Consider the following 13,118-nt stretch of genomic DNA (forward strand, 5'->3'; position numbering starts at 1 on the left):
CACCGAGCCTAAGCGAGGTGCCGAGTGTTGGGGCAAGAGCGTTTTGCTTACTTTTGCGCTTTTCAAAAGTGAGCCGCTGTAAGAGCGGAACCATAAGCAGCCGTTACCCAAATAACGGATATACACCCAACCCAACCCAACCCAACCCAACCCCATCAAACCCACCCCAGCCAACTCCAGTAAGTCACCGCAAACACCACCATCAACAAATAACCGACAAGCGTCACCAAAACCCCCACCTTGGCAAACTGCCGCGCCGTAAACGTCCCCGTCCCCAGACACACCATATTCTGCGGCGCATTGATCGGCAGAATAAACCCATAACTCATCACAAACCCCAACAGCATCGTCATCCCCAGCCGACTGAACTCCCCCGGCAACGTCTGCAACACCGCAATCAAAATCGGCAGCAGTGCCGAGGTCAACGCCGTGGCACTGGCAAACCCCAAATGAATCACGATCAAAAACGCCCCCAGAATCGCAAACACCCCCAGCGGCCCAACCTGATCCAACCCCGTGTGAGCCACCACCGCAGCCCCCAACCACTGCCCAGCCTGGGTGGTCAACAGCGCCGTCCCCAGGCTGATACCGACCCCAAACACAATCACCGTGCCCCACGGAATCCGCGACTGCACATCCTTCCAGGTCATCACGCCGATACCCGGCAGCAACAGCAACACCAACCCCGCGTACGTGGTCGAGGTGGTATCAAAACTGTGCAAACGCCCTTCCGTGGCCCAGGCCAGCAGCAACATCACCGACACCGTCAACAGGCGCTTCTGCGGCCCGGTCATCGGCCCGATGTCCACCAGTGACTGCGCCACCGCTTCTTTGCCACCGGGAATGCTGTCGGTCTCCGGCGGCAGCAATTTGAGCACCAGGAACAGCAACACCGCCGACATGATCAACGCCCACGGCGCCCCCGCGATCAGCCAGTCGATCCACGACACGCGCTGGCCAAGCATCTTGTCCATGAAGCCGACGGTCAGCAGGTTCTGCGCGGCGGCGGTCTGGATGCCAACGTTCCAGATGCTGGTGCCCTGGGCCACCACGATCATGATGCCGGCGGCGATGTTCGAGCGCTTGTCCACGCCGAACGCGGCGATCACGCCCATCATGATCGGCACCACGCAGGCACTGCGCGCGGTGGCGCTGGGCACCACCAGGCTGAGCAGGATGGTGACCGCAATCGCCCCGAGCAGGATGCGCCGGGTGCTGGTGCCGACGCGGCTCAGGGTGACCAGGGCGATGCGTCGGTCCAGGCCGGTGTGGGTCATGGCGGCGGCGATAAACAATGCGCCCGCCACCAGCGCCAGCGCCGGGTTGGAGAAGCCGGTCAGCGCCATACTGATGGCCGGGCTGGTGCCAATCAAATGAGTGGGGTCTTGCAGCGACGGCGCCGTGCCAAGCAAAAAGGCCATCAGCGACGTGATCATGATCGCGCTGGCTTCATAGGACACCGCTTCGGTGATCCATACCACCACGGCAAACGCGAGGATTGCCAGCATGCGATGCCCGGCCACCGGCAAGTCGGCGGGCAGCGGCAACAGCAGCACCCCGGCCATCACCAGCACGGCGACCACCAGGCCCAGGGGTAATTTGTAGGATGCCGCGCTCATGGGGTGCTCCAAGGCTCTGAATCAGGCCTTGAGCATGGGGCAAAACCACCTGCGGCGTGTTGACCTAGGCCAATAACTGACTCAACACCGCCCGCAACTTGCCGGGCTTGACCGGTTTGTTCAGCAACGGTGCTTCCAGGCGACGCAAAGCACGGCGGCATTGGTCTGTGCGATCGGCCGTGATAATGACCGCCGGGATCTTGCAGGCAAAATGCTCGCGCAACTGCTTGACCACCGCACAACCCACCACCCCATGGTCCAGGTGGTAATCCGCCAAAATCAACTCCGGCGCCCTGCCCTGCAAGGCCAGCAACGCACCGGCCTGGTCGGTGGCGGTGACCACTTCACAGCCCCATTGCCCGAGCAGCGCACGCATGCTTTCGAGGATGCTCACCTCGTTGTCGATCACCAGCAAACGCCGCCCCGGCAGCGGGTTGCCGGTGGTCGGTTGCACCGGCAACTGGCTGATCGGCAACGGCATCTCATCACTCAACGGCACTTCGATGCTGAACATCGAGCCCCGCCCCGGCCAGGAACGCACGGCGATGGGGTACCCGAGGATCTCGGCGATCCGCTCGACAATCGCCAACCCCAGCCCCACGCCCTTGCGGTCGGCAGCGCGGCCGACATCGAGCTGGTTGAATTCCAGGAAGATTGACTGCAACCGGTCCGCCGCAATCCCACGCCCGGTGTCCCACACTTCCAGGCGTAAACAATGGCCGCGCCTACGGGCACCCAACAGGATGCAGCCTTCGTCGGTGTAGCGGCAGGCATTACTGAGGAAATTGCGCAGGATCCGCGTCAGCAGCCGCAGGTCGGTGCTGATCGCATAACGCCCGGTGTGCACCCGCAGGTTTAGCCCCGCCGCCTGGGCCACTGATTGAAACTCCGAGACCAGCGGCGCGAACAGTTCATCGAGCCGATACAGCGCCACATCCGGCTTGACCGCCGCCTGGTCGAGCCGCGAGATATCCAGTAAATCGGTGAGCAAATCCTCGGCGCCTTCCAGCGCCTGGTGCGTACGTTCAACCAGCACCTGCTCGACGCTGGGCAACTGGCGCTCGCGCAGGGTGGCGATCAACAGCCGCGCGGCATTCAGCGGTTGCAGCAGGTCATGGCTGGCGGCGGCCAGGTACTTGTCCTTGCTGCGATTGGCGGCCTGGGCGGCGTCGCGGGCGTCGCGCAGGTCCTGTTCGATTTGTTCGCGTTGGGCAATCTGTTGCTGCAGGTTGTGGTTGGCCTCCAGCAACTCGTCGGTGCGCGCAGCGACGCGTTGTTCCAGCTCGTCGTTGAGACGGATATAGCGCTTGCGCTCGGCCTCCAACTCATCCAGCCGCGCGGTGAGTTCCGGGTAATGGCTCTTGCGCGCCGACTGGTCGCTCAGCCCCAACAGCCCCGCGAGCGCACGCTGCTGGTCGTCAGAGAGCTTCGCCATAGACGACCTCGACATCACGCTGGCTCGACTCCCTCGGGTTGGTGAGGATGCACGGGTCGCCCATCGCATGCTGGGACAGGAACGGAATATCCGCCACGCGCACCCCATGCAGGCCAAGGGTTTCGTGGAAGCCAATGGCATGTTTCAGCGCGATCAGGTGCTCCACCAGCCGTCCGCAGATCTGCCGGTGATTTAGGCCGCGACAGTCGATGCCAAAGGTCTCGGCAATCACCTTGAAGCGCTCCGGCGCCGAGCTGTAGTTGAACGCCACCACATGTTCGACCAGCACCGCGTTACACAGGCCGTGGGGCAGATCGAGAAAGCCGCCCAGGCTGTGAGACATGGCGTGCACCGCGCCGAGAATCGCGTTGGAGAACGCCAGCCCGGCCTGCATGCTGCCGAGCATGATTTTCTCGCGCAGGGCAATGTCCGTGGGGTTGGCGATCATCTGCACCAGGTTGCCGTTGATCAGGCGCATCGCTTCCAGCGCATGGGGGTCGGTGAGCGGACCATGGCCGGTGGAGACGAACGCCTCGATGGCATGCACCAGCGCGTCGATGCCGGTGCAGGCGGACAGGAACGGGTCCATGCTGGCGGTGGTTTCCGGGTCGATCAACGACACATCCGGCACCACCGCCTTGCTGACGATGGAGAACTTCATGCGTTCCTGCTGGTTGGATATGATCACGAACTGCGAGACATCCGCCGAGGTGCCGGCGGTGGTGGGGATCAGGATCAGCGGCGGGCTGGGCACGCGAATGGTGTCGACGCCCTCGAACTCAAGAATGCTGCGCCCGTGGGCCACCACGATGCCGATGGCCTTGCCACAGTCCATGGGGCTGCCGCCGCCGATGGCGACGATCACGTCGCAATGGTTTTCGCGGTACACCTCGGCGCCAGTCATGACTTCTTCGACGCGGGGGTTGGGTGAAACGGCGCTGTACAGGCAATAGTCGATGCCGATGGCTTGCAGGCTGGCTTCCACATCGGCCACCCAACCGGCGGCGATCACGCCAGGATCACTGACCACCAGCACTTTGCGCGCACCGAAGGTCTTGGCGTAGTTGCCGACGTTGTGCCGGCAGCCGGCACCAAAGATGATTTCAGGCGAGACGAATTTACGCAGTTGGCTCAGGGTCTGGCTCATTGGAAAGCCTGTTTTTATTATTTTGGAAGAATGCGCTCCACACTAACCGATCCGGCCGCGAATGCAATCAGACCAAAGAGGCATCCTTCCAGCAGCTCCCGCGATCAGCGGCTAGCGAAGTACATGGTGACTTCGAAGCCAATACGCAGGTCGGTAAACGCAGGTTTGGTCCACATTGGGGCAGTCCTCTTGTTGTGCCGGAGGGTTCCGGTGGGGTCATTAATGCATGGGGAATGCGGGGAGCGAATGCTACTTTCGAAGCACTAGCCACCCTGCATTAGTCGCGGCTCCTACAGGGGATTGCATTTCAAGTCAGGGTCAGAAGAAGCCCAGCGGATTGATGTCGTAGCTCACCAGCAGGTTCTTGGTCTGCTGGTAATGGTCGAGCATCATCTTGTGGTTTTCACGACCGACACCGGATTTTTTGTACCCACCAAACGCCGCATGCGCCGGGTAAAGGTGATAACAGTTGGTCCATACGCGCCCGGCCTTGATCGCCCGGCCCATGCGGTATGCACGGTTGATGTCGCGAGTCCACAGGCCGGCGCCCAGGCCGAACTCGCTGTCATTGGCAATCGCCAAGGCTTCGGCTTCGTCCTTGAAGGTGGTCACGCCCACCACCGGCCCGAAGATTTCCTCCTGGAACACGCGCATCTTGTTGTGGCCCTTGAGCAGGGTCGGCTGGATGTAATAGCCGCTGGACAGGTCGCCCTCCAGACGCTCCGCCGCGCCGCCGGTCAGCAGCACTGCGCCCTCTTCCTGGGCAATCTTCAGGTAGGAAAGAATCTTGTCGAATTGCTGCTCGGACGCCTGGGCGCCGACCATGGTCTCGGTGTCGAGCGGGTTGCCGCGCTTGATCTTGACGATCTTTTTCATTACTTCGGCCATGAACGCATCGTAGATCGACTCCTGCACCAGCGCGCGTGATGGGCAGGTGCACACTTCGCCCTGGTTGAAGAACGCCAGGACCAAGCCTTCGGCGGCTTTTTCGATGAATTGCGGCTCGGCCTGCATGATGTCTTCAAAGAAAATATTCGGCGACTTGCCGCCCAGCTCCACGGTGGACGGAATGATGTTCTCGGCGGCCGCGTGCATGATGTGCGCGCCCACCGGAGTGGAGCCGGTGAAGGCGATCTTGGCGATGCGCTTGCTGGTGGCCAGCGCCTCCCCGGCTTCGCGGCCAAAGCCTTGTACGATGTTGAGCACGCCAGGCGGCAGCAGGTCACCGATCAGCTCGGCGAACACCATGATCGACAACGGCGTCTGCTCGGCCGGTTTGAGCACGATGCAATTACCGGCAGCCAACGCAGGCGCAAGTTTCCAGGCAGCCATCAGCAGCGGGAAGTTCCACGGGATGATCTGCCCGACCACGCCCAAGGGCTCATGGAAGTGATAGGCCGCGGTGTGCTCGTTGATCTCGGCGGCACCGCCCTCCTGGGCCCGAATGCATCCGGCGAAGTAGCGGAAGTGGTCAGCGGCCAGAGGCACGTCGGCGTTGAGGGTTTCGCGCACCGCCTTGCCGTTGTCCCAGGTTTCGGCCACCGCCAGCACTTCGAGGTGTTGCTCGATGCGGTCAGCGATTTTCAGCAACACCAGGGCGCGATCCTGGGCCGAGGTCTTGCCCCAGGCATCGGCGGCGGCATGGGCGGCATCGAGGGCCTTGTCGATATCGGCGGCGCTGGAACGCGGGAATTCGGCAATCACTTCGCCAGTTACCGGCGAAGTATTGGTGAAGTACTCACCCTTGATCGGCGCGACAAACTCACCGCCGATGTAATTGCCGTAGCGCGGCTTGAAGCTGACGATGGCGCCGGGGGTGCCAGGTTGGGCGTAGATCATGGTGAGGCCTCTGCTTATTGTTGGGTGTTGATGGGCTGCATCTGGGTGCGTTCGTAGTGGGGGTACAGGTGGGTCACGCTGCGGATCAGCTCATAGCGACTGAGGCTGATCGCGGCGAATCGCTCGGGGATCGGGCTACGGATCAGCTCAGGCATGTCACTGCCCTGGGCCGCACCGTCGCGTAGCAACTGGTCGAGCCAGGCGAGGTAGTCGTGCATCTGCTCGAAGGGTTTGGCGTCGGTCGCGATGGGGCCGTGGCCGGGTACGATCAGCGTCCAGGGCAAACCTTGCAGGGTGGCGATATCCGTCAGCCAGATCAGCAGCCCCGGTGAATGAGGCGTGGTGAGCGCACGTTGGTAGAACACCAGATCACCGGCAAACAGCACGCCGGTCTTCTGGTCGAAGATCGCCAGGTCGGCACCGGTATGGCCGCGCAGCTGCAGCAGTTGCAGGTCGTGGCTGCCGAAGCTTTTCACGCCGGGTTGCAGGGTCTGGTTGGGCAATACCACTTCGGTGCCGCGCATCCAATCACCGACCATGCGATACAGGTTCTCGGCCATGCTGTCGCCCTGCTCATGCAATAGCTCGGTGGTGCCGGCCAGGGCGCCGATCGGCACGTCCTTGAAGGCTTGGTTGCCCAGGGCGTGGTCGGGGTGATGGTGAGTCAGCAGCACCTGGATCACCGGTTTGTCGGTGATACCGGCGATGGCCTGGCGCAGGGCTTCGCCGTAGCGTTTGGACGGCCCGGTGTCGATCACTACGACGCCAGGTTCAGTGACGATGAAGCCAACGTTGACAATGTTGCCACCGTTGTCCTTGGCAAAGTTGTCGGTGCTGCCTTCCAGCACCCAGGTGTTATCGGCAATCAAACGCGGCTTGAGGCCGTAGTCCAGCTCGGCCAGCACCGGCAGGCTGAGCATGAGCAGCCACAGCAGAATCCAGCGCTGGGTCATGGGATGGCCGCCTCGAACTGGCTGCCGCTGGTGTCGCGCAGGGTCAGGCGTGTGGGCCCGGCGCCTTCGACGTCGAAGGCCAGGTTGGGGTTTTCACTGACCGCAGGGAACAGCTCCAGCCGCGCCAACAGCTGGTTATTCACACCGTGCAGTTCGGCCTGGTTGATGAAGAACTCGGGAATGCCGCTGACCATGCCGTTATCCATCGGATGCGCGACTTGCAGCTTCAGGCGGCTGAACGCGGCACGCGGGTAACGCCCGCCGAGCACTTCGCCGAGGTGGTCTTCCCAACCGGGCTGGGTGCGCACCACGCTGGGCGCCGTGCAACCACCGCCGGCGGCATCGATCAGGGTCGAGCCGACATGCCAAATGCCATCCTTGGTCAATACCGCCGCGCGCAAGGGCGTGGCCTGTTCGATGCGAATCCGGATCGACAGCCACGGCAGCACGCGCTCCACCGGCTGGAAGTCGACGATCTGCGGCAACGGATTCAACTCGGCCCAGGCGAGGATTTTCACCACCTCCCCCTTGAACGCACGGGCGTCGATTTCCAACGGCACCTGGCGTGCATCCTCAGCGAACGGTGGCGCCAAGAGCTTCACCCGCTCGTCGAACACAAACGGCGCGTTGTCGAGAAAACGCTGGTGATAGTAGGCCCACATCACCGAGGGCACCGGGTCGACAGGCGCGCCCCAGGCCAGCATTGGCAAACAGAATACCCACCACCCGCGCAGGCGCATGGCTTACTCCTCGACGTGCACGCTGTCGAGGTAGGTACGCACCGCCCACAGGGCTTCCTGGCTCAAATAATCCGCCATTTTCGGCATGTACACCCGGCCATCGCGCACCGCGCCGTGGCGCACACGCTCCACGAACCACTCATCCCCGGCGTCACCGGCATCAAGCATGCGCAGGTCGGGGGCGATGCCACCGGACTTGGCTTCCAGGCCATGGCACGCCGCGCAGTTCTGGTTGTACGCCGAGGCACCCACTTCGACGGCCTTGTCGTGTTCGGCGGTGGTGCGATACGGGTTGGTGGCGGCCCAGCCATCGGCGTCCAACGGCACGCCGGCCTCCTTGATCGGGGTAAGGCCTTTGGTTTCCACGGCGGTGGGCGTCACGTTGCCGTGGGCCCAAACTGAACCGGCACTGAGCGCACCGGCAATCAGGCAGGCGGTGATCAAGGCGTTGCGTTTTGTTGTCATTGTTTTTTCCCTCAGGATTGCACGCAAAACCTCTTCGCAGAGGCTATGGCAACCATCTTAGGAAGCCCCCGGCGGCGCCCGTATGCTGCTTTGGTGGGCGGGCTCTCATCCGTTGGTAGCAGGCCTTGTGGGGCACTGCTAAATCAGAGGCGGTTCGGGAAAAAGTCCCGGCAACACCGGGACTTTTTCCGTATTCGTCAACGCAGCCAGGCAGCAACCTGTGCAGGCCAAAACCTCCACTGGGAACTGCAACCATGACAATAAGATCGCTACCCGCCCGCTCACCTATAAGCCTTGCCGTGCAAGCCTTTGTGCTGGTGGGCAGCCTGTCCCTCAGTGCTGCAGGCCTTGCAGCCGCCGAACCTGCCGTCGCCAAGCAAACCCGTAATGTCACCTGGGAAGACATCGCCAACGATCACCTGACCACCAAGGACGTGCTGCAATATGGCATGGGCACCAATGCCCAACGCTGGAGCCCCCTGGCGCAGGTCAACGACAAGAACGTGTTCAAGCTCACGCCGGCCTGGTCCTACTCGTTCGGCGACGAGAAGCAGCGCGGTCAGGAATCCCAGGCCATCGTCAGCGACGGCGTGGTTTACGTCACGGGCTCCTATTCCCGCGTGTTCGCCCTCGATGCGAAGACCGGCAAACGCCTGTGGACCTACAACCACCGCCTGCCCGACAACATTCGCCCGTGCTGTGACGTGGTCAACCGCGGCGCGGCGATCTTTGGCGACAAAATCTACTTCGGCACCCTGGACGCGCGCCTGATCGCCCTCGACAAGAACACCGGCAAAGTGGTGTGGAACAAAAAATTCGGTGATCACGCCGCCGGCTACACCATGACCGGCGCCCCGGTGCTGATCAAAGACAAGGTCAGCGGCAAGGTGTTGCTGATCCACGGCAGCTCCGGCGATGAATTCGGCGTAGTCGGCCAGCTGTATGCGCGCGACCCCGACACCGGTGAAGAAGTCTGGATGCGTCCGTTCGTGGAAGGCCACATGGGCCGCCTGAACGGCAAGGACAGCACCCCGACCGGCGACGTGAAGGCGCCGTCGTGGCCGGATGACCCGACCACCGAAACCGGCAAGGTCGAGGCCTGGAGCCACGGCGGCGGCGCCCCTTGGCAGAGCGCGAGCTTCGATGCCGAGACCAACACCATCATCGTCGGTGCCGGCAACCCCGGCCCGTGGAACACCTGGGCGCGCACCTCCAAGGACGGCAACCCCCACGACTTCGACAGCCTCTACACCTCGGGCCAGGTCGGTGTAGACCCCAGTACCGGCGAAGTGAAGTGGTTCTACCAGCACACGCCGAACGATGCCTGGGACTTCTCCGGTAACAACGAACTGGTGCTGTTCGACTACAAGGACAAGGACGGCAAAGTGGTCAAGGCCACCGGCCATGCCGACCGTAACGGCTTCTTCTACGTGGTGGACCGCAACAACGGCAAGCTGCAGAACGCCTTCCCGTTCGTCGACAACATCACCTGGGCCAGCCACATTGACCTGAAGACCGGCCGCCCCGTGGAAAACGAAGGCCAGCGTCCGGCCAAGCCGTTACCGGGTGAAACCAAGGGCAAGCCGGTGGAAGTCTCGCCGCCGTTCCTGGGTGGCAAGAACTGGAACCCCATGGCCTACAGCCAGGACACCGGCCTGTTCTATATCCCTGGCAACCAGTGGAAAGAGGAATACTGGACCGAAGAGGTCAACTACAAGAAGGGCTCGGCGTACCTGGGCATGGGTTTCCGCATCAAGCGCATGTATGACGACCACGTCGGCACCTTGCGGGCGATGAACCCGACCACCGGCAAGGTAGTGTGGGAGCACCAGGAACACCTGCCCTTGTGGGCCGGCGTGCTGGCGACCAAGGGCAACCTGGTGTTCACCGGCACCGGCGATGGTTTCTTCAAGGCCTTCGATGCGAAAACCGGCAAGGAGCTGTGGAAGTTCCAGACCGGCAGCGGCATCGTCTCGCCGCCGATCACTTGGGAACAGGATGGCGAGCAGTACGTCGGCGTCACCGTCGGCTACGGCGGTGCGGTGCCGCTGTGGGGCGGCGACATGGCCGAGCTGACCAAGCCGGTGGCACAGGGTGGGTCGTTCTGGGTGTTCAAGATTCCGAGTTGGGATCAGAAAACCGCTCAGAAATAACCCCCACTGAGTATGCCGGGGCCGCCCTTTGTGGTGAGCGGGCTTGCCCCGCTCACCACAACAAGCCCGCTCACCACAGGCTCCCCAGAGGTCTCGCGATGAAATATCTGCCCTTATTAGTCCTGCTATGCCTGCCCCTGGCCCACGCCGACAACGGTGACGACGCTCCCCTGGTCATCAACGGTTGCACTCTTGCCGAGCACAGCCAATGCCCCGGCGCCAATCTCAAGGGCGCCAACCTGCGCAACCAGAACCTGAGCGGCATGAACCTGGCCGGTGCCGATCTGCGCGATGCCGACTTGCGCCACGCCAACCTCGACCTGGCCAACTTGGAAAAAGCCCAGTTGCAAGGCGCCAACCTGACCCGCGCCAGCCTGCAACAAGCCAACCTGCGCCTGGCCGACTTTACCGGCGCCACGCTGATGGCCGTGCAAGGCTGGGGGATGTTTGCCCAGGGCGCGCAATTTGAAAACGCCAACCTGAGCGCCGCCTACCTGCAATTTGCGCGGCTGTCGGGGGCAAAAATGCACAAGGCCAACCTGCGTGCGGCCGACCTGGAAATGACTTGGCTGAGCAAGGCTGACCTGCAAGGCGCGGACCTCAGCGACGCCAACCTGCAAGAAGCCAAGTTTGGTGAAAGCAACCTGGAAAAGGCCACCCTCAGCGGCAGCCGCCAGCATTATGCGAACTTTCAGGACGCGAATATGGAAGGCTGCAAGGACTGCCCCACCACTTGGGACCGTTAACCCGCCACCCGCACCACGCCCATGTCGATGCCCAGGTGCACCAGTTCGGCATGGGAACTCACCTGCAACTTGCTCTTGAGCAAGGTCAGGTGGTTGGACACGGTCTTGCTGCTGATACTCAGCTGGGCCGCAATCGAACGAGCCGGGGTGCCCTTGGCGAGCATCAGGAAAATCTCCAACTCGCGTTGGGTCATGCTTTGGAGGCGGCGATCGGTGGGGTGGTACGCCAGCTGGGTGGCCAGGTCCTGTTCGATATAGGTGTGGCCGTCAAGGATGCGCTCAACCGCTTCAAGCATCACCGCAGGCGAAGCGCTCTTGGTGAGATATCCCGAAGCGCCCGCGTCCAAAGCCTGGCGCACCAGGGGCAGCTCGGCATGCTGGCTGAAAAACAGCACGCGCAATTGCGGCAGGCGCTGACGCAGGCGCCGGGTGGTTTCCAGGCCACTGATACCTGGCAGGCCAAAGCCGATGATCACCAGGTTAGGCACCGCCTCATGCACCCGCGCCAGGGCCTCTTCGCCACTGGCCGCTTCACGCACCTCCATACCCGGCAGGCCGCTGCGCAACAGGCCGGCATAGCCCAGGCGGACCACGGCGTGATCGTCGACCAACAGGATGTTCATAGCGCCTCCAATGGCAGTGCGTGCTGTGCATGCTAGAACCCAATGGCCTGCGGCGACCTACTACTTTGGTACTGGTTTTCCTGTCTATCGTCGCATTCCCAAGGCAGCGGGACTCGCGTGTAATGGGCGCATAACGATAAGGATTGACCCGCCATGCTGCCCGCTCGACTGCCCCTTGCGGCACTGTTGTGCCTGTTCATCAGCCACGTACAGGCCGACACCCCATTGTTTTCCGCCGAGGGCTACCGCACCAGCCTGTACCGAAGCCCTACGCCCGATCATCTGCCCGGCGCAACCATCGTCGACACCCCAGCGCTGCAAACCCTGCTCAACCAGACGCCCGCACCGGTACTCATCGATGTGTACCGCCGCCAATGGCTGCAAGGTCGCTTCATCGAAGACCAGCCCCACGCCAACCTGCCCGGCAGCCACTGGCTGGCCAATACCGGCGACGGCGACCTCACGCCGGAATGGCAGGGCTACTTCGTGCGGCATCTGTACAAGTTCACCGACGGCCAGCTGGCACGCCCGCTGGTGTTCTACTGCCGCTCCGATTGCTGGCTGAGTTGGAACGCGGTAAAACGAGCCGCCAGCCTGGGCTATACCTCTGTGTATTGGTATCGCGATGGCTTGGACGCATGGGAAGCGGCAAAACTGCCAGTGATGGCTGCGACACCCGAACCCTTTGAATAAAAAACCACAACAAGAAGGTGAACGGCCATGTACAAAATTCTGATTGCCGACGATCACCCGCTGTTTCGCGAGGCGATTCATAACGTCATCAGCGACGGTTTCCCAGGCAGCGACGTGATGGAAACCGCCGACCTGGACAGCGCCCTCGCCCTGACCCAGGAACACGACGACCTCGACCTGATCCTGCTGGACTTGAACATGCCCGGCATGCACGGCCTCAACGGGTTGATCAACCTGCGCAACGAGTCACCGACCATCCCGGTGGTGATCGTCTCGGCCGAGCAGGACAAGCAAATCGTGCTGCAAGCCATCACCTACGGCGCCGTGGGTTTCATTACCAAGTCATCACCGCGCCTGCAAATGACCGAGGCAATCCAGCAGATTCTCAACGGCAACGTGTACTTGCCGCCCGACATCATCCGCACCCAGAAAAACCCCGGGCAACGGCGCATGCACGACAGCCCGGGGTTTGCCCCGGAGCTGCTGCAGGCCCTCACGCGCAAACAGTTGCTGGTGCTGGAACGCATGACCAAAGGCGAGTCGAACAAGCAGATCGCCTATACCCTGGAGATTGCCGAGACCACGGTGAAGGCCCATGTTTCGGCAATTTTGCGCAAGTTGAATGTGCATAATCGGGTGCAGGCGATACTCAGTGCCGGGGATATTGATTTCGGTTCCTACCTTCGGCGCTGAACCCACATTTGA

General features: G+C 62.3%; 13 protein-coding genes. 4 read left to right on the forward strand and 9 right to left on the reverse strand.

Annotated elements, in window-relative coordinates; translation table 11 throughout:
- Nucleotides 1–155 precede the first annotated feature (155 nt).
- The 8 genes from EJ576_RS24470 to pedF form a co-directional block, all read right to left on the reverse strand.
- Nucleotides 156–1,619, reverse strand: coding sequence for a DASS family sodium-coupled anion symporter (locus EJ576_RS24470; protein WP_028616962.1), 1,464 nt, complete (start codon nt 1,617–1,619; stop codon nt 156–158).
- A 64-nt stretch (nt 1,620–1,683) separates the two neighbouring features.
- A complete protein-coding gene (locus tag EJ576_RS24475; protein ID WP_122729246.1) occupies nt 1,684–3,054 on the reverse strand; it encodes a hybrid sensor histidine kinase/response regulator in 1,371 nt (456 codons plus the stop codon).
- Nucleotides 3,038–4,201 (reverse strand): alcohol dehydrogenase-like regulatory protein ErcA, encoded by a 1,164-nt coding sequence (gene ercA / locus EJ576_RS24480; protein WP_028616964.1) that lies wholly within the window; start codon nt 4,199–4,201, stop codon nt 3,038–3,040. The genes EJ576_RS24475 and ercA overlap by 17 nt, the downstream gene beginning before the upstream one ends.
- Nucleotides 4,202–4,305: 104 nt before the next feature.
- The gene (pqqA, locus tag EJ576_RS24485) at nt 4,306–4,377 is read right to left on the reverse strand and encodes a pyrroloquinoline quinone precursor peptide PqqA (protein WP_010209364.1); all 72 of its coding nucleotides are present in this window, start codon (nt 4,375–4,377) and stop codon (nt 4,306–4,308) included.
- A 142-nt stretch (nt 4,378–4,519) separates the two neighbouring features.
- Complete coding sequence (locus EJ576_RS24490) at nt 4,520–6,040, reverse strand: aldehyde dehydrogenase family protein (protein WP_122729248.1); 1,521 nt, start codon at nt 6,038–6,040, stop codon at nt 4,520–4,522.
- Between the two features lie 14 nt (nt 6,041–6,054).
- Nucleotides 6,055–6,993 carry a quinoprotein relay system zinc metallohydrolase 1 gene (locus EJ576_RS24495; protein ID WP_126571341.1) on the reverse strand — a complete coding sequence of 313 codons (939 nt, stop codon included), beginning with the start codon at nt 6,991–6,993 and terminating at the stop codon, nt 6,055–6,057.
- A complete protein-coding gene (locus EJ576_RS24500) occupies nt 6,990–7,733 on the reverse strand; it encodes a quinoprotein dehydrogenase-associated SoxYZ-like carrier (RefSeq protein WP_068937217.1) in 744 nt (247 codons plus the stop codon). The genes EJ576_RS24495 and EJ576_RS24500 overlap by 4 nt, the downstream gene beginning before the upstream one ends.
- 3 nt (nt 7,734–7,736) lie before the next feature.
- Nucleotides 7,737–8,198 (reverse strand): cytochrome c-550 PedF, encoded by a 462-nt coding sequence (pedF, locus tag EJ576_RS24505; protein WP_028616968.1) that lies wholly within the window; start codon nt 8,196–8,198, stop codon nt 7,737–7,739.
- A 254-nt stretch (nt 8,199–8,452) separates the two neighbouring features.
- Between pedF and exaA the strand changes: the two genes are divergently transcribed.
- Both exaA and EJ576_RS24515 read left to right on the forward strand, forming a co-directional pair.
- Nucleotides 8,453–10,351: a quinoprotein ethanol dehydrogenase gene (gene exaA, locus EJ576_RS24510; RefSeq protein ID WP_126571342.1), complete on the forward strand. Its 1,899-nt coding sequence runs from the start codon at nt 8,453–8,455 to the stop codon at nt 10,349–10,351.
- Nucleotides 10,352–10,449: 98 nt separating this feature from the next.
- Complete coding sequence (locus tag EJ576_RS24515; protein WP_126571343.1) at nt 10,450–11,097, forward strand: pentapeptide repeat-containing protein; 648 nt, start codon at nt 10,450–10,452, stop codon at nt 11,095–11,097.
- Here EJ576_RS24515 and EJ576_RS24520 read toward each other — a convergent pair.
- Entirely contained in the window at nt 11,094–11,720 is a 627-nt protein-coding gene (locus EJ576_RS24520) for a response regulator transcription factor (RefSeq protein WP_122684002.1), read from the reverse strand. The genes EJ576_RS24515 and EJ576_RS24520 overlap by 4 nt on opposite strands.
- A 153-nt stretch (nt 11,721–11,873) precedes the next feature.
- Between EJ576_RS24520 and EJ576_RS24525 the strand changes: the two genes are divergently transcribed.
- Together EJ576_RS24525 and EJ576_RS24530 are read left to right on the forward strand one after the other, a co-directional pair.
- Nucleotides 11,874–12,413: a PQQ-dependent catabolism-associated CXXCW motif protein gene (locus EJ576_RS24525; protein ID WP_122729259.1), complete on the forward strand. Its 540-nt coding sequence runs from the start codon at nt 11,874–11,876 to the stop codon at nt 12,411–12,413.
- A gap of 27 nt (nt 12,414–12,440) precedes the next feature.
- Nucleotides 12,441–13,106, forward strand: coding sequence for a response regulator transcription factor (locus tag EJ576_RS24530; protein ID WP_033899773.1), 666 nt, complete (start codon nt 12,441–12,443; stop codon nt 13,104–13,106).
- The last annotated feature ends 12 nt before the right edge of the window (nt 13,107–13,118 follow it).

Origin of the sequence: Pseudomonas sp. C 49-2 (assembly GCF_003970195.1) — a bacterium.
GTDB lineage: Bacteria > Pseudomonadota > Gammaproteobacteria > Pseudomonadales > Pseudomonadaceae > Aquipseudomonas > Aquipseudomonas canadensis.

Excerpts from the sequence above, each read along its gene's own strand:
- exaA (WP_126571342.1), top strand. The coding sequence starts at position 8,453 with ATGACAATAAGATCGCTACCCGCCCGCTCACCTATAAGCCTTGCCGTG.
- EJ576_RS24470 (WP_028616962.1), bottom strand. The coding sequence starts at position 1,619 with ATGAGCGCGGCATCCTACAAATTACCCCTGGGCCTGGTGGTCGCCGTG.
- EJ576_RS24495 (WP_126571341.1), bottom strand. The coding sequence starts at position 6,993 with ATGACCCAGCGCTGGATTCTGCTGTGGCTGCTCATGCTCAGCCTGCCG.
- EJ576_RS24520 (WP_122684002.1), bottom strand. The coding sequence starts at position 11,720 with ATGAACATCCTGTTGGTCGACGATCACGCCGTGGTCCGCCTGGGCTAT.
- EJ576_RS24515 (WP_126571343.1), top strand. The coding sequence starts at position 10,450 with ATGAAATATCTGCCCTTATTAGTCCTGCTATGCCTGCCCCTGGCCCAC.
- ercA (WP_028616964.1), bottom strand. The coding sequence starts at position 4,201 with ATGAGCCAGACCCTGAGCCAACTGCGTAAATTCGTCTCGCCTGAAATC.
- pedF (WP_028616968.1), bottom strand. The coding sequence starts at position 8,198 with ATGACAACAAAACGCAACGCCTTGATCACCGCCTGCCTGATTGCCGGT.
- EJ576_RS24490 (WP_122729248.1), bottom strand. The coding sequence starts at position 6,040 with ATGATCTACGCCCAACCTGGCACCCCCGGCGCCATCGTCAGCTTCAAG.
- EJ576_RS24500 (WP_068937217.1), bottom strand. The coding sequence starts at position 7,733 with ATGCGCCTGCGCGGGTGGTGGGTATTCTGTTTGCCAATGCTGGCCTGG.
- EJ576_RS24530 (WP_033899773.1), top strand. The coding sequence starts at position 12,441 with ATGTACAAAATTCTGATTGCCGACGATCACCCGCTGTTTCGCGAGGCG.
- EJ576_RS24475 (WP_122729246.1), bottom strand. The coding sequence starts at position 3,054 with ATGGCGAAGCTCTCTGACGACCAGCAGCGTGCGCTCGCGGGGCTGTTG.
- EJ576_RS24525 (WP_122729259.1), top strand. The coding sequence starts at position 11,874 with ATGCTGCCCGCTCGACTGCCCCTTGCGGCACTGTTGTGCCTGTTCATC.